Annotated in this window: 16 protein-coding genes; 8 read left to right on the forward strand and 8 right to left on the reverse strand. The window is 63.5% G+C overall.

The annotated features are described in order from the left end of the window. Nucleotides 1-391: 391 nt before the first annotated feature. Complete coding sequence (locus M1P90_RS07150) at nt 392-4,315, reverse strand: CARDB domain-containing protein (protein WP_483701917.1); 3,924 nt, start codon at nt 4,313-4,315, stop codon at nt 392-394. A gap of 1,049 nt (nt 4,316-5,364) precedes the next feature. Between M1P90_RS07150 and M1P90_RS07155 the strand changes: the two genes are divergently transcribed. From M1P90_RS07155 to M1P90_RS07165, 3 genes are all read left to right on the forward strand, one after another. Continuing rightward, complete coding sequence (locus M1P90_RS07155; RefSeq protein WP_483701918.1) at nt 5,365-8,028, forward strand: sensor histidine kinase; 2,664 nt, start codon at nt 5,365-5,367, stop codon at nt 8,026-8,028. A 281-nt stretch (nt 8,029-8,309) separates the two neighbouring features. Further along, a complete protein-coding gene (locus M1P90_RS07160; RefSeq protein WP_483701919.1) occupies nt 8,310-9,005 on the forward strand; it encodes a response regulator transcription factor in 696 nt (231 codons plus the stop codon). Nucleotides 9,006-9,146: 141 nt separating this feature from the next. After that, nucleotides 9,147-10,388, forward strand: a complete 1,242-nt coding sequence (locus M1P90_RS07165; RefSeq protein ID WP_483701920.1) for an amino acid ABC transporter substrate-binding protein — start codon at nt 9,147-9,149, stop codon at nt 10,386-10,388. Between the two features lie 474 nt (nt 10,389-10,862). Here M1P90_RS07165 and M1P90_RS07170 read toward each other — a convergent pair whose 3' ends face one another. From M1P90_RS07170 to M1P90_RS07185, 4 genes are all read right to left on the reverse strand, one after another. Further along, on the reverse strand, nt 10,863-11,033 hold the full coding sequence (locus tag M1P90_RS07170; protein ID WP_483701921.1) for a hypothetical protein: 171 nt from the start codon (nt 11,031-11,033) through the stop codon (nt 10,863-10,865). Beyond that, the gene (locus M1P90_RS07175; protein ID WP_483701922.1) at nt 11,018-11,590 is read right to left on the reverse strand and encodes a GNAT family N-acetyltransferase; all 573 of its coding nucleotides are present in this window, start codon (nt 11,588-11,590) and stop codon (nt 11,018-11,020) included. Before M1P90_RS07175 ends, M1P90_RS07170 begins: the two co-directional genes overlap by 16 nt. 42 nt (nt 11,591-11,632) lie before the next feature. Continuing rightward, nucleotides 11,633-12,070, reverse strand: a complete 438-nt coding sequence (locus tag M1P90_RS07180; protein ID WP_483701923.1) for a VOC family protein — start codon at nt 12,068-12,070, stop codon at nt 11,633-11,635. A 445-nt stretch (nt 12,071-12,515) separates the two neighbouring features. Further along, nucleotides 12,516-13,694: a CaiB/BaiF CoA transferase family protein gene (locus tag M1P90_RS07185; protein WP_483701924.1), complete on the reverse strand. Its 1,179-nt coding sequence runs from the start codon at nt 13,692-13,694 to the stop codon at nt 12,516-12,518. A gap of 303 nt (nt 13,695-13,997) precedes the next feature. Between M1P90_RS07185 and M1P90_RS07190 the strand changes: the two genes are divergently transcribed. The 5 genes from M1P90_RS07190 (at nt 13,998) to M1P90_RS07210 (ending at nt 20,434) form a co-directional block, all read left to right on the forward strand. Next, nucleotides 13,998-15,197: an ABC transporter substrate-binding protein gene (locus M1P90_RS07190; protein WP_483701925.1), complete on the forward strand. Its 1,200-nt coding sequence runs from the start codon at nt 13,998-14,000 to the stop codon at nt 15,195-15,197. Between the two features lie 110 nt (nt 15,198-15,307). After that, complete coding sequence (locus M1P90_RS07195; RefSeq protein WP_483701926.1) at nt 15,308-17,035, forward strand: ABC transporter permease; 1,728 nt, start codon at nt 15,308-15,310, stop codon at nt 17,033-17,035. Between the two features lie 13 nt (nt 17,036-17,048). After that, complete coding sequence (locus tag M1P90_RS07200; protein ID WP_483701927.1) at nt 17,049-18,182, forward strand: ABC transporter ATP-binding protein; 1,134 nt, start codon at nt 17,049-17,051, stop codon at nt 18,180-18,182. 386 nt (nt 18,183-18,568) lie between these two features. Beyond that, the gene (locus M1P90_RS07205; protein WP_483701928.1) at nt 18,569-20,059 is read left to right on the forward strand and encodes a hypothetical protein; all 1,491 of its coding nucleotides are present in this window, start codon (nt 18,569-18,571) and stop codon (nt 20,057-20,059) included. 129 nt (nt 20,060-20,188) lie between these two features. After that, nucleotides 20,189-20,434: a hypothetical protein gene (locus M1P90_RS07210; RefSeq protein ID WP_483701929.1), complete on the forward strand. Its 246-nt coding sequence runs from the start codon at nt 20,189-20,191 to the stop codon at nt 20,432-20,434. Between the two features lie 11 nt (nt 20,435-20,445). On the opposite strand, the gene M1P90_RS07215 is transcribed toward M1P90_RS07210, so the two are convergent. The 3 genes from M1P90_RS07215 to M1P90_RS07225 all read right to left on the reverse strand — a co-directional run bounded on the left by M1P90_RS07215 (nt 20,446) and on the right by M1P90_RS07225 (nt 24,100). Continuing rightward, complete coding sequence (locus M1P90_RS07215; protein ID WP_483701930.1) at nt 20,446-21,324, reverse strand: tetratricopeptide repeat protein; 879 nt, start codon at nt 21,322-21,324, stop codon at nt 20,446-20,448. A gap of 184 nt (nt 21,325-21,508) precedes the next feature. After that, on the reverse strand, nt 21,509-23,206 hold the full coding sequence (locus tag M1P90_RS07220) for a S49 family peptidase (protein ID WP_483701931.1): 1,698 nt from the start codon (nt 23,204-23,206) through the stop codon (nt 21,509-21,511). Between the two features lie 177 nt (nt 23,207-23,383). After that, the gene (locus M1P90_RS07225) at nt 23,384-24,100 is read right to left on the reverse strand and encodes a response regulator transcription factor (protein ID WP_483701932.1); all 717 of its coding nucleotides are present in this window, start codon (nt 24,098-24,100) and stop codon (nt 23,384-23,386) included. Between the last annotated feature and the right edge of the window lie 36 nt (nt 24,101-24,136).

A 24,136-nucleotide genomic window follows, 5' to 3' on the forward strand; every position in this document is an offset into this window, starting at 1 on the left:
GGCAGTGGGGAGAAAAACATAGCATCCTGAGTAGGCCGTTAGGCCGTATCGAAGGGTGCGTCTTGCTTCACCGCGCCCTTCGATACGCAGCTGCGCCGCGGGGCACCCTTTGGGTCCAGGACGCTATGTGTGTGCCATTTGCCGCTGGCCCCTTTTACGCAAACATCCCCCTGCACCTGCGCACGCACGGCGTTGGCCTTGGCTGGCGCACCAGCGGCGCACGATGACACCGGCATCATTTTTCTATAACAAGGCGGCGGGGCGGTCGGGGGCGGGTCGGGGTGTTCGGGTCGGGGTGTTCGGATCGGGGTGTTCGGGTCGGGGTGTTCGGGTCGGGGCGTATTGCATACGCCCCGACCCGAACACCCAAACCCTATACCCTTCCCCGCCGTTACCAGTTATTCCCGCTTACGCGATTGATCACGAACTCCGGCGCGCGGCCCTCACCGTAGATCGGCGCGACGCCCGAGCCAAAGACCTTGACGTTGGTGAACGACACCGCGCCGACCGGCGGCGTGTCGCTGGTGCCCTCGGCGCGGATCACCAGCTTGATGCCGTAGCGCGGCGCGCCGTTGATGTTGATATTCTCCAGGCGCACGTTCTGCATTGGCGGCTTCTCGGGGTACTTGGTCTGGAACATCACGCCGAAGTAGACAGGGTTGTTGATGTCCACATTGCGCACCACGATATTCTTGAAGGCCCGGTCGCCCGCAAAGAACCAGATCGCCGCGAAGTTCTGGTAATCGTTGATATGATCATCGCTGCCGACACTGGTCCAGAAGTCGCCGCCGGTGCGCTCCAGCGTCACGCCATCGAACACACTGTCCTGGTCGCCAAAGCCCAGCGTGTTATAGCCGAAGCTGAGGCTGCTGATCGTAATGCCAGGGTAGGTCAGCGTGTCCGCGCCATACAGGTTCGTGTAGGTGTTGCCCGAGCCGCCGTATACCGCGAATGCAGCGGCGCGCCGCACCAGAATGGCGGTCAGGTTCGAATACACATTGCCGACGTTGTACGACCCGCCCGCATCGACGGCGCTAAACAGCGCGAAGGCGTCATCACCCGCGCCACGGCTTTCGGAATTGGTGATCAGGTTATTGCTTGAGCCGTTGGTCATGTTGATGCCGTCGGCAAAGGTGTTGCGGATGCGCAGGTTCCTGAAGGTGTTGTTCGATGAGCCAACGCCCCAGTAGAAGCAGACGAAATGTTCGGCCCAAACGTTATCCACCGTCACGTTCTGCATGCCGTTACCGTCGATGAACTTGCCGGGGCCATCGATGCGGTTGCGATAGTTGCCCCAGACCGAGAAGTTCTTGACGATCGAGCCGTTGGCAGTGGATGCGATGTTGAAGCCGACATCGGTGTTGGCCATGCTCTGCGGGGCGACCAGCCGCGTGTGCCATGGGCCGGCGCCGATGATCTGCGTGGCGCGGCCATATACAAAGATCTTGCTGTCGAGCGCCCAGGTGCCCGCCGGGATGAAGATGCCAAGCTTGGTGCTGTCGGCGCGGAACTCCGTCAGCGCCGTGTCGATTGACTTGGTGGCCGACACCTGCACATAGCGCGCTGGGTCGGGGTTGCTGGCCGCTGGCGCAACATTCTCGAACTCCGCAAAGTCGACATACACCCACTGCACGTCGCCCGCGTCCTTCTGCAAGCGCAGCTTGGTGCCGGCAGGGTAGGTCTGGTCGAGCATCATGTTGGCTTCTTCGTACAGCCAGTAGGGCGTACCGCCCGGCGTGTTATTGTAGCCCAGGTTGCCAAGCGTGGTGGGCGATGCGTAGACATACGAGAACTTGGATGAAACGACCAGGTTGCCTTTATCGGCGCCGGCCGCATACACACTCAGGGTCGCGTCAATGCCAGCGCCGTCCGCCGAGTTGGGAATGGCGTTGCGCACCACAATCGCGTTGGCGGCCGTGGGCAGGGTAAACTCGACATACTCGCCGGTTGCGTCGAGCAGCACCGCCGAGCGCCCCGAAGCCTCGCCCGCGTAGTCGGACAGGTTGTAGTTCGGCGTCAGGCGCGTGCCGGTGGTTGCGTTCGTCGCCAATTCAGCTTCGATGCGCGTGTAGGGCATAATTGCGCCGCGCCCGACGCCAACCGAGATCGCCAGCGCATTGTTGGTCTCGTTCGTCTCGGCAATGATGTTCGTCGCGTCGGCGGTTGCGGTCGCCGGGTTCGAGCCATTCACCGCCGTCCATGTCCCCACCGTCACATTCACGGTTGCGCCCGCCGCAATTGCTGGCGTGCTGGCGTTGTTCAGCGTTGTCGAGCCGATCACCACGCGCGTGGTGGTGCCCGCAGCAACGCTCGTGGTGCCACGGTTGTTCACAGCGACGACAAAGGAGACAGCATTGCCGGCCAGCGGATTCGGTGGGTTGGTCGTCACACTCAGCACCTGCAAATCGGGGCCGGGTGCCTGCGCGACATTCATTTGCGTGGACGAGGTGTAGGTGTTGTTGGCGTCGTTCTTCTCGATCACCGTGTTGCCGGGGTCGGCAGTCGCTGCAACCGTGTAGCTGCCCTGCCCGCGCGTGCCAATTGCCAGCGACACCGTCTGCGATGCGCCCGCCGCCAGCGCGCCGACGTTCGCCGTGCCTGCTGCGGTGCCGCCCACGCTGAAGTTCACCGTTGTCGCAGCCGAGGATGCGTCGCCCGCGTTCTGCACAGTGGCCTGCAGCGTAATTGCCGACGTCTCCGTCGGCGCGCTCGGCGTCCACGCAACGCCCGTCACCACCAGATCGGGGTTTGGTGCCATGGTGCCGATCACCTGGAACTCAGCGATCTGGCCGGCTGGCGCGCCCGAGTTGCTGCTGATATTCAAGCGCACCGCGCTGGCCGTCGCCGCCACGTTGATCGTCACGCTGTTGCCGGTGGAAGGGTTGAAGGTGTAGGTCGTTGCGGCGACGAGCTGGCTAAAGGTCGTGGTGGTCTGGTTATGCCCTAGCACCTGGATGGTCTGCGTGCGTGTCGCCCACGACGGATCGGGGTTCAGCTTCAGCACAATCGACGTCACGTTGGCATTCGCGCCAATATCGACCGTGAGCGTGCTGGGCTGGGCTGTCCCTTCCCAGTAGGTCGTCAGGCTGCCATCGTTCGCGTTCGTCGCCGGGTACAGCGCGTGCGAAGTCGAAGCGCTAATCGGCTTGTTCAGCGCGAGATTCGTGCCGTTCGGGTTTGGCGTCGCCGTTGGCCCGCTGGTTGGCGTGTTGGTTGGCGCGGGCGGCGTGGTTGGTGTGTTTGTGGGAACCGGCGTGTTCGTCGGCGTCGCCCCGCCCGAGGTAAACGTCAGGTAGTTCAGGTTGAAATCGTCGCCAAGCACATACACGCGCATCACCTGCTGGCCCGCGCTCAGGCTGACGGACTTGCTGATGCTTGACCATGTTTGCCAGCCGCCGGTGCTTGCCACCGCAACGGTGCCAGTTTTGTCGACGCCGTTGAACTCCACGCGGAAGCTGCCGGTGCTCCCGCCCGAGGCCACGCGCGCGGCCAGGGTGTAGGTGCCGGCGCTGCCGACATTCACGGTGTATTCGAGCCACTCGGTGTTGCGAACCCAGCCGACATTGTAGCCGCCGCCAGTATCGCCGGTCGCCTCGATGTCGACGCCGGTGGTGCGGTACTGCCCGCCGTTGTTTGCGGTGTCGATATCGTGGAAGGCCACGCCCTCGCCGCCATTATCGAAATCTTCGGCCTGAATCGTGCCGGGGATGGCGCGCGCCGTGCCGCCGTAGGGCGTCTGCGAGCCGGTAGACGTTGGCGTGGGCGTGTTCGGTACGGTGGTTGGCGTCGCGGTTGGGCCAGTTCCCACCGTCTCGATCAGCCACTGCGGGCTATCCCAGCTTGTGGGGATGTTGGTGTGCTGCGCGTAGCCGCGTAAGTTCTCGACGTTGAGGATTTCGGTGTTGTGCCACACGCTGCGGATGATTGTGTAGCCAGCGGCTGGCGCGTTCTCAAGGGTCCAGCGCGCGCTTTCCCAGGTATCCTGAATGGCGATACTTTCGACATAATCCTGCACATGCTCAATCGCCATGTAGTTATTGGTTGCGCGGTTCTTGATCCGCTTCACGCCCAGGTAATCTTCGATCACCCAGTGCGAGCTGGTGTCGCTGGCGGCGGGGGAGCCGTAGCGCACCTGGTTGGCAGACTCGTAGAGGTAGGTGCCCTGCCATTTATTCTTGAGCCGAACATACGTGACCGTCTGCGCGGCGGCCGGCCGGGGCGTGATCCCGACCGCGAACTGGACGGCCAGCAGCGCCAGCGCGAGCAGCAGAAGCGCAAGCCGTGTAATGCGCGAACCGTGCGAAATACCTACCATCTCATTCCTCCTTGAAAGGGCCACGAATCATTGTGGACGCGATAGGCGGTTCAGCGGAAGCGGCGGTGCGGGTCTTTCTCCTTTCTCCGTGTATGGTGCGGCGAGCGCCGGGCGGGCAAGTAGCAATGCGCGCTGTTATTTTCCCGACGCCGCGTGTTTTCTACCTTGAAACGGTTCAAATTCAAACCAAATCGACGCCCGACGAGCGAACAGATGGAAGAGCGGAAGCAGGGCGCACACAACCAGGCTTGCCGCCCGTGCAGGGCCAAGCTTAGCGACTGGAAGGACGGCACGCGCCCGGCGAAAACGTAGCGTTCCCGCCGCGTCGTGCGTGTGTGCATTGGTGCGAGTCATGTTTGAACCGATTCAAAAGTTAGCACGGTCTGTCGTATTTGTCAAGATATGGTTTTGATGATTCGCCGCTGAGAAGTAACGAAGCGACTAATCCGCAGATTACGCAGATTTTTATTTCGGCAAACCCATTCGCGCGATTGCTTCGTCATGCTCAGCCACAGGCGCATCCTGAGTAGGCCGCCAGGCCGTATCGAAGGGTGCGCGGTATATCGCGCCACGCCCGGCCGTAAACGACCTGGTTGCGCATGCAAAACCCGCCTGCGCGCACTCCATCTATTGCATTCAAGCCCGCTTATGGTCTTTCACAAATTAACCAGGACAGCCCGCGAAGGCGGGCTTCGCCGCAATCTAGCCCGCTGCTGTAGCGGCCGGCAAAGTGGTTGCCGCATTATTTTGTAAATCTTCATTAACCCCGCGCGCGCAGAACGATGCGCCACACCCACGCACGCGCCGCCATTTGCGATTGCCCCGCGCTTGCACTATACTGCGCCCACCCTCACCCCAACCCATACGCCGCCGACGCCGGGGTGCGGCCGTGCGAACAATAGGCCACAGAGCTGCTCATGCGGCTGCGCCACACATTGAGATATAAAGATAGGATACTGATAGGTTTCGGTTAGCAGGTTCAATCCCAAAACCCCAGACCATCATTCGGTTCTTGGTTCTGCGGTTCTATTTCGCGTTAGGAATGGCTTATGCGTGGCCCTCCGCGCCAGTCGCTGCTTGTGCGCCTGCTTGGCGTCTACCTGCTGTTCACGGTTGCCGTGCTTGCCATGGGCTTTGTTGTGAACCTGGTGATGCAGCGCCAGCTGCGCGCCGACGCGCAGGCCGCCGACCTTGCGCTGGGTCAGGCAATTGCGCGCGACGTCGATGCCAAGCTGAACACTGCGCGGCGCTCGCTGGAGCGCCTGAGCGAGCTGGATGCCGTGCGCCAGGGCGACGCCGACGCAATGGAGCCGGTGTTCCGCGCCTTTCAGGCCGCGCGCCCCGATCTCGACCGCGTCTACTGGCTCGACGCCGCCGGGATCATGCGCGTCTCGGTGCCGGCCAACGTCCGCACGCTCGACACCAACTTCTCGCAGCGGCGCCTGTTTCAGCACGCCAGCGCCGCCGCCGACTGGATCATCGAGGCCGGCATTGTCGACCTGAGCACCTACCACGCGGTGGCGGCGATTGCGCGACCCGTGCGCGCCAACGGCACGCTGCGCGGCGTGCTTGCCACCAACCTGCTGCTCGACGACTTCAGCGCATCGCTCAAGGCGATTGTGGATGAGCAGGCGCACCAGGGCAAACCGCTGCTGATCAGCCTGGTCGATGCGCAGGGCGTGCTGGTGGCCTCGCCCGATCAGGAGCGCTTGTTGCAGCCCATGCTCGACGAGCTGCCCGGCGCGGCCGACGCACTGGCGGGCCGGATCGCCGCGCAAATGGCATCGGGGCCGCGCAACCAGGAGTGGCTGTTCAGCGCCGTGCCGGTGCCGAGCAGTGGCTGGGCAGTGGTGGTGCAGCGCCCCGCCGCCGAAGTGCTTGCGACCGTGAAAACCTTCAACTCCTACCTGCTGCTGGCGGCGGTGCTGTTCGCGGCGGGCGTACTCCTGTTCTGGGCTGACTTGATGCGCCTGGTGATTCGTCCGCTCCAGCACCTCGCCGCCGACTACCGCGCCCTGCCGCCCGCCGCCGATGTTCCTGCCAGCCGCGCCGCCCGGCTGGCTGTGCGCGCCGACGAAGTTGGCGGCCTGGCGCGCGCGCTGGAGCGCCTGCGGCGCGATGTTGGCTCGCAGATGCGCGAGCTGCGCACCCTGCTTGACACATCCAAGGTGGTGGTTGAAACGCTCGACCCGCACCACGTTGCCGAGGCGATTATTCACGAGGTGCGCCGCCTGGTGGATGTGCAGGCCGCCGCCGTGCTGGTGATGGAAGCGAGCGGGCAATTGCGCGTGCTGGCGAGCGAAGGCCGCAGCCAGGGCTATGCCGAGGCACTGCGCCTGCGCCCGCGCGACGCGATCTCGCCAGCAGCACAGGCGCTGCGTGAAGATCGCCCGGTGCAGATGGTTGCTGGCGGAGAAGTTGTGTTCCCACCGGTTTCCTACGCGGAGGGTTTTCGCGCCTTGCTGGCGCTGCCCATCCGTAGCCCGCACGCCGAGGGTGTGGTGCTGGTGGTACATCGTACTGCGCCCGCGCCCTTTGGCGACCATGACGTTGAGCTGCTGATGACCTTTGCGAACTACGCCGCGCTGGCCTGGGAGCACGCGGTTCTGTACGAGCGCAGCGACGTGCGCCTGCGCGAAGAGCAGCAAACCCTGGCGGCCATTATGCGCAGCATGAGCGATGGCCTGGTGCTGGCCGGGGTGGATGGCACAGTGCTGTATGCCAACCCGGGCGCGGCGGCGCTGGCCGGTAGTCCATCCGCCGCACTCGAAGGCGTGCCAATTGATCACATTCACGCCACGCTGCGCGAGCGCGCCGCCGCACCTGCCGCCTATGATCGCGAACGCGCGCGCGCCGAGGCGGGCGAGATCGATAGCTGGCTGCTGGAGATCGGCGCGGATCGTTTGCGGCAGGCCATCCAGTTGCGCGTGTTCGATGTGCGCGACGAAACCGGCCAGCCGATTGGGCGCGGCCTGCTGCTGCGCGATGTGACGCACGAACAGGAAGCGGCGCAGTTCAAAACAACCCTGCTGGGCGCGGTGGGCCACGAGCTGCGCACGCCCCTCGCGGTGATCAAAATGCACGCCTCGACGCTCTTGCAGCAGGATGTGGAATGGTCGCCAGCCGAGCAGCGCCAGTTTGTGCGCGAGATCAACGACGAGGCCGACCGGCTTGCGCAGCTGGTCAGCACGCTGCTCGACCTTTCGCGGATCGAGGCGGGCTTGCAGCAGCTTGATCGCGCGCCGTGCCGGATCGAGCGGCTGGTGGCGGGCACGCTACGCCGCCTGCACGAGCCAATCCCGCGCCTGGAGCTGGCGATTGCGCCCGATCTGCCGCCGGTCGAGGCCGACGAAGCGCGCCTGGAAGTGGTGCTGCGCAATCTGCTGGCGAATGCGCTGGCCTATGGCAACGGGCTGGTGTGCATTGCCGCCGAGCAGCGCGGCACCGGTCTGCTGCTGCGCGTCACCGACGACGGCCCCGGCGTCGCGCCCGACGAGCTGCCGCACCTGTTCGAGCGTTTCTATCGCGCCGAGCGCGGGCAGCAGCGCCGCGCAGGCGGCATTGGCCTCGGGCTGGCGATCTGCAAGGCGTTTGTCGAGGCGCACGGCGGCACGATCTGGGCCGAAAGCGGCGCGCAGGGCACAACCTTTGCCTTTCTGATCCCGCTTGAAGTGCCACCCGCGCTGGTGCCGGCAGAGGCGCTGGCGGCGTAGCAAGGGCCAGGAGTCAGGAGCGTCTTGCTCTTGGTTCGGACGTATGCAATACGCCCTTGCGGTTCTCGATTCGGACGTATGCAATACGCCCTTGCGGTTCTTGGTTCGGACGTATGCAATACGTCCTTCGCAGTTCTTGGTTCGGACGTATGCAATACGTCCTTCGCAGTTCTTGGTTCGGACGTATGCAATACGCCCTTCGCAGTTCTTGGTTCGGACGTATGCAATACGCCCTTCGCAGTTCTTGGTTCTCAGTTCTCAAAGTAGAGAAAGGCTCTCCGATGACAGCACGCGCGCGCCGCATTCTGGTGGCGGAAGATCAGGAAACCCTGCGCGCATCGATTGGTCGCAACCTGCGCGCGCGCGGCTTCGAGGTGCTTGAGGCGGCGAACGGCCTGGAGGCGCTGGCGCTGTGGGATGCCGAGCAGCCGCACCTGCTGATCCTCGACGTGATGATGCCGCGCATGGATGGGCTGGAGGTGTGCCGGCGCGTGCGCGAGCACTCAATCGTGCCGATCATCATCCTGACGGCGATGGACGCCGAAAGCGATAAAGTTGCAGCCTTCGATATTGGCGCGGATGACTATCTGGCGAAGCCGTTCAGTGTCGAGGAGCTATTGGCGCGGGTGCGGGCGGTGCTGCGCCGCGCCGAGTGGCACGCTCAGCCGGCGAATACCACAGTGCAGCGCTTTGGCGAGCTGGAGATCGACCTCGATGGCCACACGGTACGGCTGCGCGGCGAGCATATTCCGCTCACGCCCACCGAGTTCGCGCTGCTGGCGCAGCTCGCCGCCAACCCGAACAAGGCCGTTTCGCACCACGCCCTCTTGCAGCGTGTGTGGGGCCGCGAGTACAGCGGCGAGGCCGAGTATCTGCGCGTATATATTGGCCGCCTGCGCCGCAAGCTCGAAGCCGACCCGGCCAACCCGCGCCGCCTGCTGACCGAGCCGGGCGTGGGCTATCGCTTTGTGCCATAAAGGAACGAGTGCCACGAAAACTCGCAGGCACGAAGAGTATTTTGATACGTGCAGCGTTGATTCACCTTTTCATTCTCGGTGCCTTGGTGTCTTGGTAGTTCAAAACAGTTTTCGTCTGTGCGTGCCAAAGGAGTTACCATTGTGTTGTGGCGACGATGCCTGCTGCTGAGCATAACACTGCTGCTGGCCGCGTGCAGCGCGCCGGCTTTGGGTGGCGGCGCGCGCGCCAATGGCGACACAATTGTGTTTGGCGCGTCGCTTTCGATTACGGGCAAAACCGCGAAAGAAGGTGAGTACGCGCGCGACGGCTATCTGATGGCCATCGAGACGATCAATGCGCGTGGCGGCGTGCGCGTTGGCGGCCAGACCTATATGCTCAAGCTGAAATACTACAACGACGAATCGGTGCCTGAGCGGGCCGCCCAGCTCTATGCCAAGCTGATCGCAGAAGACCATGTCGATTTCCTGCTGGGGCCGTATGGCTCCACCCCAACCGGCGCGGTCGCGCCAGTGGCCGAGCAGAAGAAAATGCCTTTGATCGCGGGGCATGGCTCGGCCGACAGCATCTACGCCAGGGGCTACGATTACGTCTTCAACCTGCAAACGCCGGCCAGCAAATACCTGCACGGAATCATCGATCTGGTGCTGGCGCGCGACACCCAGGCGCGCACGGTTGCGGTGCTGAGCGAAGACGATTCGTTTTCGCGCGAGGTGGCGGCGGGCGCGGCCGCCTATGCTCAGGTGAAGGGCATGGATGTGGTGTACAACGAGGTCTACCCCTCGAACACGCAGGACGTAAGCGCGCTGCTGGCGGCGGTGCAGGCGCGCAACGTCGATCTGCTGCTGGGCGCGGGCCATCTGCAGGATGCGCTGCTGATTGTGCGGCAGGCGCACGTTCTGGGGATTGAGCCCAAAGCGCTGGGTCTGAGCGTCGGGCCAACGTCGCCGGAGTTTCGCGAGAACCTGGGCGCGCAGGCCGACTATATTTTCGGCGCGACGCAGTGGACGAATGCGCTCAACTACAATGGTGACGACCCGTGGAAGACACCGGCCGCCTTCGCCGATGCGTTCGTTGCGCGCTACCCCTACTATAGCTCAGTGCCCTACCAGGCCGCCGAGTCGGCGGCGTCGCTGGTGGTGTTTCAGCACGCGCTCGAAGCTGCGGGCACGCTCGACCCGCTGGCAGTGCGCGATGCGATCGCCCGCACCAACATCGATACCTTCTTTGGACACATTCTGTTCGACGCGCGCGGCGTCAACTCAACCAAGCCCATGGCGGTCGAGCAGCTTTTCCCCGACGGCAGGACCTACACCGTCTTCCCCACGAGCATGGCCGAGCGCGCGCCGCTCTACCCCATGCCGCCGTGGGCGCAGCGGCAGTAGATTCGGTTGCAGGTTGCAGGTTGCTGCCGGGGTGTATCGTATACGCCTGTTGCAGGCTGCAGGTTGCTGCCGGGGCGTATCGCATACGCCTGTTGCAGGTTGCTGCCGGGGCGTATGCGATACGCCTGTTGCAGGTTGTATGTGGCTGCTCGCCACTTGCCAGCAACCGGCAGAACACTGCCCCGAAATGTGCGCTAGACATGCGTGCTAACTCTTCAAACGTGCGCGCATACGTTTCATGCGTCCGCGCATAGCTTCTATGCATGGACGCAAACACTCCAAGCATGGACGCAAACACTCCAAGCATGGACGCAAACACTCCAAGCATGGACGCAAACACTCCAAGCATGGACGCAAACACTCCAAGCATGGACGCAAACACTCCAAGCATGGACGCAAACACTCCAAGCATGGGTGCATATGTTATATGTTCGCGTGCAAACAGTCCAAGCGTATGCCATTATGCAATAACAGCTAGAGTTTGGCGGGCTGGTAGACCAGCGCAAGCGTGCCAGAGCGGAGCGTTTTGCTTTCGACTAGCCGGAGCTTCGTCATTGGCGTTCTCTCAGGGAAGAAACGCCTTCCTCTTCCCATCACAAAAGGCTCGGCCAGGAAGCGATACACGTCGATCAGATCGGTTTCCATTGGTGCTGGCTGGAAAGAAGCAATTCGAAGCAATCTTCGAAGTCGGTTTCGGATTGTGGATCGCCGGGGATGCTGCGCACGACCTGAAAACCGACTTTCTCAAGCATGCGCCGCGAAGCGAGGTTGCGCTGAAGCACTTCGGCATGAATTTCTGCCAGACCGAGTGTGCTGAAGGCATAGTGTGTGACGAGCTGCGCGGCGGCGGTGCCGATACCCTTGCCCCAGAATGCGCGCCCGATCACGATGCCGAGTGCTGCGTGGCACCGCTCTTTGGATGTGACGGTTAGGCCAATCGACCCGACGCTACCGTTCGCGCCAGTCGGCACGATCGCCCATTGCATTCCGGTTTGCTGCCGAAACCGCTCGCGGTGGCGCTGCAGCCAGTGCGCGCCCATCTCGATTGACTCTGGAATAGGATCGCCGGCCAGCACCGCCGATTCAGCATCAGACGCGCGCGCAAACCACGCCGGCACGTCATCTTCACTGAGCGCGCGCAGGTACACTCGTTCGCCAACAAGTGTGGGTATCGCATCGGGGAAATGAAATGTCTGGGGCATCAAGCTCTGCCTTTGTGCTGCGGGACGCTAGACCAGAGTATGTCATCCAATCTGCTCGGCAATTCCGATGAGAATTCCTTCGGGGCCACGAATGTAGCAGAGCCGATACACATTCTCGTACTGCATCACTTCGCCAACAAGCTGCGCGCCAAGCTTTTCGAGCCTGGCGAGCGTATCGTCGATATCGGTGACGGCGAACATCACGCGCAGGTAGCCAAGCGCGTTGACTGGCGCGGTGCGATGATCGGCGATGACCGGCGGCGTGAGAAATCGCGAAAGCTCGAGCCGGCTGTGCCCATCGGGCGTGACCATCATGGCGACCTCGACGTGCTGATTGCCCAGCCCGGTGACGCGCCCGGCCCACTCGCCTTCAATCGTCGCTCGCCCTTCGAGCGTCATGCCAAGCTCGGTGAAAAAAGCAACTGCAGTATCAAGCGATTCGACCACAATGCCGACGTTATCCATGCGCTGAAGTGCCATAGCCGTTTCCTCCTGTAGAACACCTGTGTGCTCGTATTCTAACGCACACACGCGACAGCGGCTGTCACATGCTTTGGCGGTATTTCGCTTCACCATCGCGAAGCGCAGATCAGCCGAGCCACAGAGCGCACAGAGAACACTGAGCTTGAGTATATGTCCGGCGATCTCCGTGTTCTTCGTGGCCGTTTGTCTCTTGCTGATATAGCCGTTTGCAGAACAATTGACCACTCATTACTCTGGAAAATACGTTATTTCATACAACGGGCAAGCTTCCAGGAAGCTCATCTGGTTATCAAGTTGAAGCAAAACCGGCTTCAGCTTCCTGGAAGCTGAGGACAAGGAAATGTATTTTCCAGAGTATTCATGCACTGGCAAGAAGCGTGTTAGAGTACGGAAAATGCAACTGCCTTCTGCATCCTGCCGACTGCAACCTGCTACAGGTGCACTAGATCGCCCCGTCGGCGCGCAATGCAGCAATCGCCGCGCCGTCGTAGCCGAGCGAGCGCAGAATCGCATCGGTGTCGGCGCCGAGCGCGGGCACGCGATCCATGCGCGGCTCGATACCGCGCAGCGTGACGGGCGGCAGCAGCGCCGCAACTTCGCCCACCTCGGTCGCAACCGTGCGCCAGCGATTGCGCGCCGCCAGCTGCGGGTGATCCCAGAACTCCTGCACCGAGTTGAGCCGTGCATTCGCCACGCCAACACGCTCAAGCAGCGCCACCACCTCGGCCGCGCTGAGCGCGGCAAAGCGCGCTTCGATGATCGCATCCAGCGCGGCGCGATTCGCCAGCCGCAGCGGATTGGTCGCAAAGCGCGGGTCGCTCGCCAGGGCGGGCTGGCCCAGCACCTCGGCGCAGAAGCGCGCCCACTCGCGGCTGTTCTGGATGCCCAGAAAGACCGTCTTGCCATCGCCGCACGCGAACGGCCCGTAGGGCGCAATCACGGCGTTGCTCGCGCCAGTGCGCGCGGGCGGCTGGCCGCCATAGGCGGTGTAATAGGCCGGGTAGCCCATCCACTCGCCCAGCGCGTCGAACAGCGAAACATCGAGCACGGTGCCTGCGCCGCTCTGCGCGCGCGCATACAGCGCCGTCAGGATGCCGCTAAACGCATACATCCCGCCAGCAATGTCGGCCACCGAAATACCCGCTTTGGCGGGCGCGTCGGGCGTGCCGGTGATCGACACCACGCCGGTTTCGCACTGCACCAGCAGATCGTAGGCCTTCTTCTGCTCGTAGGGGCCGCCCGCGCCATAGCCCGAAATGCCGCACACAATCAGGCGCGGGTAGCGCGCCAGCAGCGCCTCGCCGCCAAAGCCCAGGCGCTCGGCCGCGCCGGGCGCGAAGTTCTGCACCAGCACATCGGCCTGCGCCAGCAGCCCGTGCATAATCTCCGCAGCAGCCGGGTGCTTGAGATCGAGCGTGATGCTTTCTTTCGAGCGATTGAGCCACACGAAATGCGCCGCCATGCCGTGCACCGCCGTTTCGTAGCCGCGCGCGAAATCGCCCGCGCCGGGGCGTTCGATCTTGATCACGCGCGCGCCCAGGTCGGCGAGCTGGCGCGTAGCAAAGGGCGCGGCCACGGCCTGCTCAAGCGCAACCACGGTGATACCTGCGAGGGGAAGCATAAGCCCGCCTTTCTCCTGCCTGGCGATACCGGCATCGCCGCCACGGCTATGGTACACCATCGCGCCTGCGCAACTGGCGGCGAACGGCCAATGTTTATAAATTTTTTATATCGCGCCCCGGCTATTTATGCGTTTTTTACCCCCGCTGTGCCACAATAGCGTCATCCCAATTTCACATCGTAGCACCTGGCTGCCTGGGGCGCCCTGCGCTCCTGCGCCCGTGCCGGCCTACGTTCGCCGGCACGCCAATGCTGGCTGGCGTCTGGCACATCGTTTGTGTATTCAGGTATCAGGAGGATGGTCATGGCACACTCCCCACGGCTCCGCAATGCGCTTCTGCTCGTGTCGATTATTGCCGCGCTGCTGCTGGCTGCATGTGGCGGCGGCGGCACCGCTGCCAGCCCCACGGCTGCGCCTGCTGCGGCCGAACCGACAGCAGCCCCCGCCGCTGCTGGCGGTGCAGCAACTGCCGCACCGGCTGCCGCAAGTGGCGACAGCGCCGCAATGGTTGAAGCATCCAAGAACGAAAAAGATGGCCTGCTCGTGTACTCGATCATGAGCGAAACGAACTGGAAGCCGGTGCTGGAAGGCTTCGCCGCCAAGTACCCGTGGATCAAGGTCACCACCACCGACCTCGGCGCGTATGAAGTGTTCGAGCGCTACTACACCGAAGCCGCTGGCAATGTGCGCACGGCCGACTTCATTGCCACCACTGCGCCGGATGGCTGGATCAACTTCGCCAAGAAGGGCGAGGTCGATCCCTACGTGTCGGCGGAAGACGCCAACGTGCCCGACATTGGCAAGGTCGACAAAGGTATCTACGCCGTCTCGACCGACCCGATGGTGTTTGTGTGGAACAAGGCGCTGCTGGCCACCCCGCCCAAGACCATGGCCGAGCTGGTGGACATGATCGCAAAAGACCCGGCGACCTTTAACGGCAAGCTGATCACCTACGACGCGGCCGGCGAAGGCTTTGGCTATGGCCTGAACTGGTTCTACACCAAGGCCAAGGGCGACGACGGCTGGAAAGCACTCCAGGCGCTGGGCAGCACCAAGCCGAAGATCCAGACCTCGGGCGGCAAGATGATTGACGCCGTGCTGGCGGGCGAGGCCGTGCTGGGCTTCTTCGTTTCGAACATCACCGTGCAGCCGCGCCTCGCGAAAGCCGCCGAACTGCTGGGCTACTCGTTTGTGCCCGACGCGCAGGTCGTTGCGGTTCGCCCCATGGCGGTGACCAAGCACGCCGCCAGCCCGAACTCGGCCAAGCTGCTGGTCGACTACATTCTTTCGGCCGAAGGGCAGATCGCCTTCGCCAAGGGTGGATTGACCGCCTACCGCACCGACGTGGCCGACAAAGCACCGCTGCACCTTTCGCAGGTGAGCAAGGCGGTCGGCGGCGACGACAAGCTGATCTTCTCGCGGCCCGAAGCGGATATTGCCGACCAGGCCAAGCACGACGAGTTCATCACCAAGTGGCAGCAGGCGCTGCAAATCCAGCGGTAGCTGATCGATAGTGGGCAGTCGGCAGGCAGCAGGCGGCAGTCCTGTTGAACCTACCGGCTGCCTGCTGTTTCCTGCAACCTGCTTACTGCCCACTGAGGACGGAGGGATCGATGGCGACTCTGGCTCGAACGCGGACGGCTGGGCGCGGCGTGAATCGCGGGACACGGCTGGCCGTTGGGCTGGCGCAGTGGGGCATTGCGCTGCTCACGCTGGCGCTGGTGCTGTTTCCAACCTGGCCGATCATCTACCAGAGCTTTCTGCGCCAGCCGCTCTATGAAGCGAACCAGGCGCTGACGCTCAGCAACTACCCGCGCGTGCTGACCAACCCGGCGATCTGGAAGGTGATTGGCAACACGGTTGTGTTTATGGTGGGCAGCACCCTGCTTGGCACGGCGGTGGGCATTCTGTTCGCCGTGCTGCTCACGCGCACCAACCTGCCGGGCCGCGGCATCTTCGCCAGCCTTGTCACCATTCCTTACTATGTCTCGGCGCTGATCCTGGCCTTTGCCTGGCGTGTGATGTATGGCCCGCAAGGGTTTATCACCGTTGCAGTGGGGCGAATGGGCCTGCCGACGTGGAACCTCTACTCAATGGGCGGGCTGATCGTGGTCTCGGCGCTGTACTTCATGCCACTGACCTACCTGTACTGCTCGTCGTCGCTGCGCCTGGCCGACCCGCAGCTCGAAAATGCGGCGCGCATTAGCGGCGCGCGGCCCTTGCGCGTGCTCACCGCCATCACCATCCCGCTGATCCGCCCGGCTATGCTGTATTCGCTCTTGCTCACGCTGGTTTCCGGCATCGAACTGCTGTCGATCCCGCTGGTGCTGGGCGTGCCGAACAACATCGACGTGCTTTCGACCTTTCTGTACCGCACCGCCATCCAGAGCGGCACAACCGACTATGGCACGCTGGCGGTGGTTGCGCTGATGGTGGTGGTGTTTGTGACCGTGCTGGTGCGCATGCAAAGCGAGCTGACCAAGCAGGAACGGCGCTTTGTCTCGGTGAGCGGCAAAATCTCGCGTGGGCGGCTGCTTTCGCTGGGCGTGTGGCGCTGGCCGCTGGCAATCGTCGTCGGCGCAATCGTGTTTCTGCTGATTGTGGTGCCGCTGGCAGGCATTATTTTGCAGGCATTCACGCCCTTCCTCAGCCCGCTGGTCAACCCGCTCAAGAGCCTGTCGTTCGACAACTTCCGCGAGGCGCTTGAGTTCCAGACCTACCGCCAGTCGATCCTGAACAGCCTGTTCCTTGCTGCTGTCGGCGGTCTGCTCGCCACGATCTTTATGGCGCTGTGCGCGCTGGTGGCCTACCGCTCGTGGTTCCCGGCGCGTGGCGCGGTGAAATACCTGGCGCTCTACCCGCGCGCTTTTCCTGGCACGGTGATTGGGCTGGGCTTTCTGTGGGCGCTGCTCTCGGTGCCGGCGCTTGGTGGCCTGCGCAACACGCTCTGGATCCTTGTGATCGCCTACTCGATGCGCTACCTGCCGCTGGGCTTCAGCTCGATCAGCCCGTCGATCCTGCAAATCTCCGACGAGCTGGATCGTGCGGCGCGGGTGAGCGGCGCGAGCTGGCTGGGCGTGCTGCGCTACATTCTGCTGCCGCTGCTGCGCCCGGCGCTGATCGCCACCTACCTGCTGCTGTTTATTACCTTCCTGAAAGAATACTCGGTCGCGCTGTTTCTGAACGCGCCCGGCTCGGAGGTAATTGGCACAACTATGATCCAGGTGTCGGAGCAGGGCGGCATGGGCCCGGTGGCGGCGCTGGCAGTGATTCAGCTGCTGATTATTGCGGCGGTGATGGGCCTGAGCCAGCTGGTGCCAGGCGTGAAAGTGCGTGAATAAAGGAGTTGAACGTATGACTGCTACGACGCAGCACGAGCCAGCCGGCCTGCAAATTCAGCACCTGACGAAAATCTTTGGTGGCACGGTGCGCGCCATCGACGATGTGTCGCTTTCGATTCAGCCGGGCGAGCTGGTGAGCTTTCTGGGGCCGTCGGGATGCGGTAAAACCACCACGCTGAACTGTATTGCCGGGCTGGAGCACCCCGACCAGGGCGTGATTCGCGTGGGCGATTTCACGATGACCGACACCGCGCAGCGCGTGCTGCTGCAGCCCGAGGAGCGCGGCCTGGGCATGGTCTTTCAGTCCTACGCGCTGTGGCCGCATATGACGGTGGCCGACAATATTGGCTTTGGCCTGAAGCTGGCGAAAGCGCCGCGCACCGAGATCAATCGGCGCGTGAGCGAAATTCTTGAGCTGGTGGGTCTGGGCGGCATGGGCGCGCGCTACCCGTTTCAGCTTTCAGGCGGGCAGCAGCAGCGCGTGGCCCTGGCGCGGGCGGTGGTGAGCGAACCGCGCCTGCTGCTGCTCGACGAGCCGCTTTCGAACCTCGACGCCAAGGTGCGCGAGGCGGCGCGCATCTGGCTGCGCGACATTCAGAAGCGCCTGGGCATCACCGCCGTCTATGTCACGCACGACCAGGCCGAGGCGCTGGCGATGTCTGACAAAATCGCGGTGATGAATGCTGGCCGCGTCGAGCAATTCGCCACACCGCAGGAAGTGTACGACCGCCCGGCCTCGCGCTTTGTGGCCGAGTTCATTGGCGCGACGTCGTTTTTGCGCGGCACGCTGCTCGAGCGCAGTGGCGACCAGCTGCGCGTGCGCCTGCCCGAGCTGGGCGAGCTGAGTTTGCGCGCCGACCGTGGCCCGCGCATCGCCGATGGCGACCTGGTAGTGGGCGCGCCGGTCACCGTTGCGATTCGCTCGGAGCGCGTGGAAGTGGTGGGCGCGAACGCACCGACCGACAACACCATGAGCGTGCGCGTTGCCGAGTCGGCGTATGAGGGCGCGCGCTGGCTGCACCTGGTGGAAACGCCAGTTGGCACGCTGCGGCTCGAAACACTCGATGCTGCGCCGGGCCAGCAATTGCGCCTGCACCTGCCGCCCGAGGCGCTATTCCTTGTGTCCGACAGCGCGAATGCCACGTGAGAAGTCAGGAGTCAGGGATCAGAAGGGTGTACTTCTGGAGGCGCGAACACGAGCCGTTCGCGCCTTTTGATGTGCGCAGCCTGGCTTGCTGGCTAGGGTTGGCGGAACTTTCTGCACAATGCTTGTTTCGCGCACTGCCCGGCCGTAAACGACCGGGCTTCGAAGCGACGCCCGCTGAAGCGGGCTTGAATGCGGCATATGTCAAGCCCGCTTCAGCGGGCGCCGCCTGGTAGCGCGGCGGCTTCAGCCCCGCGCGCCGCAGAATCTTCTGCTACATCCTGCTGGATTGCTGCTTCTTGGTTTTCGGGGCGCAAGCTGCTATACTGTGTGCGGAATAATTCGCACCTGCGCGCGCCCAACGGCAAGCGCACGAACACGGAGCCGCCATGCAACGTCTCGCCATCACGCTCAGCGCGCTTCTGATCATTCTCGTCATGATCGTCAATCTGGCGCTGTTTCGCCAGAACACGCAGCTGCGCAGCCAGCTTGCCGCGCCGCAGCCAACCGTGGCCGCCGACAACCCTGCCCAGGCGGCGCGCATCGCCGAGCTGGAAAAAGAGCTGAAGCGCTCGGAAAACGATCGCATCAAGGCCACCCGCGATGCCACTGCCGCCCGCGACCAGCTTGCGCAGCTTCAGAATGCCGCGCAGGAGCGCGACGCGCTGAAGGGCCAGCTGCAAAGCTCGCAGCAGGAAAACAGCCAGCTCAAGACCGAACTTGGCAACCTGCAAACCATGAACACGATCAACGGGCAGGTATCGCCGCTGCGCGATCTTGCGCCGTTGCAGGCGGTGCCGCGCACCTTTATGAACCACGCCCAGTTGCGCGACTACTTCACGGCTCTGCTCGACAAGGAGTGGCCTGCCGAGGCTGAAGCCCGCGAGTCGGCAAGCCTGCGCGCGCTCGATATGGGCGGCGGCGAAAGTGGCGACCTGCGCCAGAGCCAGATCGACAGCATGGTCAACAACATTCTTGGATTCTACGACCAGCGCACCAAGCAGCTTGTGGTGGTCACCGAGCGCAGCGCAATGGGCGTGCGCGACCGTGTGACCTACGCGCACGAGTTTACGCACAGCCTGCAAGACCAGCACTACAACCTGACGGCGCTGTTCGACCAGACGGCCGGCAATTCCGACGCTGAGCTGGCGATGAAGGGCCTGGTGGAAGGCGACGCCACGCTGACCATGAGCCTGTATGCGCGCAACAACCTGAGCGCGCTCGACATCGCCAACTACCAGCTTGAAGAATTCCAGAGCATCGACCTTGGAGGTCTGTCGTTTGGCGCGAGCGGGCCGCAGGTCGAGTCGGCCACCTACTTTCCCTACCGCGAGGGCGCGAGCTTTGTGGCGGCGCTCTACCAGCAGGGCGGCTGGAAACAGGTCGACGCCGCTTTTGCGCACCCGCCGCGCTCGACCGAGCAGGTGCTGCACCCCGAGCGCTATTTCGCGGGCGACGCGCCGGTGGCAGTGCCGCTGCCCGCGCTGGCACCGCCCGGCTGGCGCGTGCTGGCCGAAGACACGCTGGGCGAGCTGTATCTGCGCATCTACCTTGAGCGTGTGCTGACGGTTGACGAAGCCAGCATGGCGTGTGAAGGCTGGGGCGGTGACCGCTACCAGGTGCTGGGCGACGAACAGGGGCACCTCGCGCTGGCGCTGAACACGGTGTGGGATGACGCAGCCGCCGCGCAGCGCTTCGCCGATGGTGTGGGCGTACTGGTGAGCGGGCTGGGCAATGCAAGTTTGCTGCAATCCGATGCGCAGGGCGCGCGCTGGCAGCTTCCGGGGCGGCAGTTCCTCATCCGGCTGAGCGGCACGCGTGTACTGGTGCTGCATGCGCCCGACGCGGCCACGCTCAATACCATTGCGGCAAAATTCTAGAGTAGTTAGCATTAACCACGAAGGCACGAAGACACGAAGAGTATTTTGGTAGCCGCACCAAATACGGACGACTACTTCTGAATTGTCATACTGAGCGAAGTGAAGAATCTCCTATCATATGAGCGGGAGATGCTTCACTTCGCTGCTGCTCCGTTCAGAATGACAAAGGAGAAGTGTTTACCTGAGCTTGAAATTTCTTGGCACGCCAACGTGCAAAAGCAAGTTTGTGTGATTTTCCACGCTGCGCGTGGAAAATCACACAACAATGATCAAGAGTACCTTGCTGCCGCAGGCAAACAGCACGGCGTTTGCATCGCATTATTTCCAATTAAAAAGCGGCATCCGACAACATCGGATGCCGCTTTTGAAATGTGATCAGAGAAAAACTAAAACAGCAGATTTGCCAGCTTGCGGCGGGCCGGCGCAACCAACGGGTGCTGGTCGCCCAGCACAGCAAACAGCGCCAGGAGCATCTTGCGCGCGCCGTCCTCGCGAAAGGCGCGGTTGCGCCCAACGATTGCCAGCAGTTGATCGATTGCGTCGCCGTAGCGGCGGTTGCGTGCCTGCAACGCGGCGAGCTTGTAGCGCGCATCGATGTCGCCGGGCTGGGCAGCAACCTGCGCCGCTAATGCGTCGGGCTTGCTGGTGCGCGCCTCGCCAAAGAAGTCGGCCAGCGCAAGCCAGCCCTGCGCAGCATCGTATTGCGGCGCACTGGCCGGCACTTGCTTCAGCGCCTCGCTGCCCTCGGCCTCGCCCTGCTGCACCAGCAGGCGGCCCAGCGCCAGCAGCGCGTCGTGGTCGTCGGGGTTCTGCCCGAGCGCGAGGCGATAGCGGGCAGCGGCCTCGTCGGGCGCGCGATCTTCGAGCTCACGCGCTGCCGCCAGCGGGTCGTTCTGCTCGGCGGGCAGCAGGCGCTTCAGCCAGGCGCGCACCTGCGACTCGGGCAGCGCGCCTTCGAACTGGTCGGCCAGCTTGCCGTCGCGGAAGGCTTTCACGGCCGGGATGCCCTGCACGCGAAACATCTGCGCCAGGCGCTGGTTGTTGTCGACATTGATCTTCGCCAGCACCCACGCGCCATTCGCTTCTTTCGCCAACTTTTCGAGCGTGGGGCCAAGCACACGGCACGGCCCGCACCAGGGTGCCCAGAAATCGACTACCACCGGCACGCTGCGCGAGCGCTCAAGCACCTGCGCCTGAAAGCTGCGCTCGTCGACCTCGATCACGGCTGCGCTGGCCGCGCTGCTGCCCAATATCTGTGTTGCCATACATCTACCTTCTTACCGCGAAGCGTTTTGCTCAATGATACCACACGCGACACGAAGGCACGAAGAGCGAGAGCGAATCAGGGCAAAGTTGCAAAATTCATCCGCAGATAACACAGATTACGCAGATTAGAAAACACATATCTGCATAATCTGTGGATCGATCACGTTTTCATGCCAACAATGTTTACACTTCCCCGATGAACGGCAGAAGCGCCAGCACGCGCGGGCGCAGCGTTTCATCAATCAGCGCCGCAAGGTCGCTTGGGTCGGGCGGGAATGGTTGTGGCGGCAGAGGAACGCGCCCGCCGCGCATCAGCAAAAGCGGGGCGGTGGGATCGGGCGCAAGCTGCGCAAGTTCCTGCGCGCGCACGATTGCCTCGGGCAGGCCGCCCAACGCATCGACCAGCCCGCGCTCGGCAGCCTCGCTACCCAGCCAGACGCGCCCGCCCGCAATCGACTCAAGCGCGTCGCCGCCGACGTTGCGCCCCTCGGTCACGCGCCGCTTGAACTCGTCGTAGTAGTGGAACACAACCTCGCGCTGCGCAGCGCGCTCGGCGTCGTTGGGCGGCTGGCTGGCCGAAAGCAACCCGCTGTGCGCGCCCCGGCTAATCACCACGGTGTTGATCTCGGCGCGCTCAAGCAGCCCGGCGATGATCGGGCGCAGCGAAAACACGCCAATGCTGCCGGTGAGCGTGCCGGGCTGCGCCACAATCGCGCTGGCCGGCGCAGACACATAGTAGCCACCCGACGCAGCCAGATCGCCCATTGCCACCACGACGGGCTTCTTGCGGCGCAGGCGCAGCACCTCGCGCCAGATCAGGTCGGACGCCAGCACGTCGCCGCCGGGCGAGTTGACATACAGCACCACCGCTGCCGCCTGCGCGTTTTGCTCGGCCTGACGCAGCGCCTGGATCACGCTGTCGGAGCCGGCTTGCGGGCCGCCCAGCAGCGGCACCGGGATGGGCAGGTTGCGGCTGCGCCCCGGCGCGATCGTGCCCTCGATTGGCACCACAGCAATCATCTGGCGATGGCGGCGCAGCATGGGCAGGCGCAACGCGCGCGAAGCCGCGCCCCAATCCTGAATCAGCGCGTGCTTGCGCTTGTCGTCCGTTGCTGGCTCGCCGCTGCGGAGCAAGTTTTCCAGCTCGTCTTCATACAGCACCGCGTCGACCAGCCCGCGCTCGCGGGCGGCAGGTGCGGGCAGTGGCGCGGCATCGATGGCGGCGCGCACAGCTTCTTCAGGAAGATTGCGCGCCGCCGCAACCGCTGCTACAAAGCCGGCGAAGCGACCGTCGGCCAGGCGCTCGAGCTGCTCGCGATTTTCGTCGGACATATCGCTGCGCACGAATGGCTCGCCAGCCGCCTTGAACGCCGAAACAGCGGTGTACTCGACGCTGACGCCATACTTCGCCAGCGCATCGCGCAGGAACTGCACCTCGGTGCGCACGCCCAGCGTGTTAAGCATGACCGAGGGCGGAATGACGATCTGGTCGGCGGCGCAGGCCGTATAGTAGCCGGCCATGTCGGCGCTGATCAGGTAGGCGACCACGCGCTTGCCGCTTGCGCGAAAGCGCGCCAGCTCGTCGCGCAGGCTTTGCAGCGTGGCCCAGCCGCCCGTCAGCCCGTTGATTCGCAGCACCACCCCGCGCGTCTGCGGGTCGGCGGCGATGCGCTGAAGCTGGCGGCGCAGCCCCTGCAGGCTGGCGGGCTGGCGCATGCCCAGGAAGCGGCGCTGCCACCAGCGCGGCGCGGCGGCAAACTCGGGCAGCGCGCCGTCAAGGTCGATGCGCACCCAGGCGACGCGGCGGCGCAGCAGTGCGCGCCAGCCGTTGCGGGCGCGGCGAACGAGGTTAATGCAAAATATGATGATATTACCAAACATTGATAGTTTGCGCGTAGCGGCGCGATAGAACGCGTAGCGGCACGATAGAACGCGTAGCGGCACGATAGAACGCGTAGCGGCGCGATAGAATGCGTAGCGGCACGATAGAACGCGTAGCGGCACGATAGAACGCGTAGCGGCACGATAGAATGCGTAGCGGCACGATATATCGTGCCGCTACGCGTTATTCTTATTGAAATCCACAAAGCGATAGCCCACGCCGCGCTCGGTCATAATGTACTTCGGGTTGGCGGGGTCTTCCTCGATCTTCTGGCGCAGGTAGGTGACGTACAGGCGCAGGTAGTGCGTCTCGTCGCGGTATTCCGGCCCCCACACGCGCGTCAGCAGCATTTCGTGGGTCATGACATAGCCGGCATTCTGCACCAGATGATAGAGCAGGCGGTACTCGGTTGGGCGCAGGTTGACGCGTTCACCATTCACCAGCACCTCGCGCCGCGCAAAATCGATCGTCAGGCGGTCGTCGATTTTGACGGTGGTTTGGGGCGTGGGCGGCGGCGCGTAGTGGCGGCGCAGCACGGCGCGAATGCGGCTCACCAGCTCGCGGTGGCTGAAAGGTTTGCCAACATAGTCGTCGGCACCCAGCTCCAGCCCCTTGATGCGGTCGTCCTCGTCGTCTTTGGCGGTGAGAATCAGCACTGGCACCTGCGAAAAGGTGCGCAGGCGGCGCAAGGTCTCGAAGCCATCCATGCCCGGCATCATAATGTCGAGCAGCACGACATCGGGCATTTCTTCGCGGGCCTTGTCCAGCGCCTCGCGGCCATTTGGCGCGCTGATCACGCGCGCGCCTTCCAGCTCGAGGTTCATGCGCATGAAATTGATCATGCGATTTTCGTCGTCAACGACCAGGATGAGTTTATCTTTGATTTCGGACATAGGGCTTTCTCGCAGTATTCAGAAGTCAGGAGACAG

It is taken from the genome of Kouleothrix sp. 19917 (assembly GCF_057073505.1).

Excerpts from the sequence above, each read along its gene's own strand:
- M1P90_RS07170 (WP_483701921.1), bottom strand. The coding sequence starts at position 11,033 with ATGGAAACCGATCTGATCGACGTGTATCGCTTCCTGGCCGAGCCTTTT.
- M1P90_RS07150 (WP_483701917.1), bottom strand. The coding sequence starts at position 4,315 with ATGGTAGGTATTTCGCACGGTTCGCGCATTACACGGCTTGCGCTTCTG.
- M1P90_RS07160 (WP_483701919.1), top strand. The coding sequence starts at position 8,310 with ATGACAGCACGCGCGCGCCGCATTCTGGTGGCGGAAGATCAGGAAACC.
- M1P90_RS07180 (WP_483701923.1), bottom strand. The coding sequence starts at position 12,070 with ATGGCACTTCAGCGCATGGATAACGTCGGCATTGTGGTCGAATCGCTT.
- M1P90_RS07215 (WP_483701930.1), bottom strand. The coding sequence starts at position 21,324 with ATGGCAACACAGATATTGGGCAGCAGCGCGGCCAGCGCAGCCGTGATC.
- M1P90_RS07175 (WP_483701922.1), bottom strand. The coding sequence starts at position 11,590 with ATGCCCCAGACATTTCATTTCCCCGATGCGATACCCACACTTGTTGGC.
- M1P90_RS07200 (WP_483701927.1), top strand. The coding sequence starts at position 17,049 with ATGACTGCTACGACGCAGCACGAGCCAGCCGGCCTGCAAATTCAGCAC.
- M1P90_RS07205 (WP_483701928.1), top strand. The coding sequence starts at position 18,569 with ATGCAACGTCTCGCCATCACGCTCAGCGCGCTTCTGATCATTCTCGTC.
- M1P90_RS07220 (WP_483701931.1), bottom strand. The coding sequence starts at position 23,206 with ATGTTTGGTAATATCATCATATTTTGCATTAACCTCGTTCGCCGCGCC.
- M1P90_RS07225 (WP_483701932.1), bottom strand. The coding sequence starts at position 24,100 with ATGTCCGAAATCAAAGATAAACTCATCCTGGTCGTTGACGACGAAAAT.
- M1P90_RS07190 (WP_483701925.1), top strand. The coding sequence starts at position 13,998 with ATGGCACACTCCCCACGGCTCCGCAATGCGCTTCTGCTCGTGTCGATT.
- M1P90_RS07195 (WP_483701926.1), top strand. The coding sequence starts at position 15,308 with ATGGCGACTCTGGCTCGAACGCGGACGGCTGGGCGCGGCGTGAATCGC.
- M1P90_RS07210 (WP_483701929.1), top strand. The coding sequence starts at position 20,189 with ATGCTTCACTTCGCTGCTGCTCCGTTCAGAATGACAAAGGAGAAGTGT.
- M1P90_RS07185 (WP_483701924.1), bottom strand. The coding sequence starts at position 13,694 with ATGCTTCCCCTCGCAGGTATCACCGTGGTTGCGCTTGAGCAGGCCGTG.
- M1P90_RS07155 (WP_483701918.1), top strand. The coding sequence starts at position 5,365 with ATGCGTGGCCCTCCGCGCCAGTCGCTGCTTGTGCGCCTGCTTGGCGTC.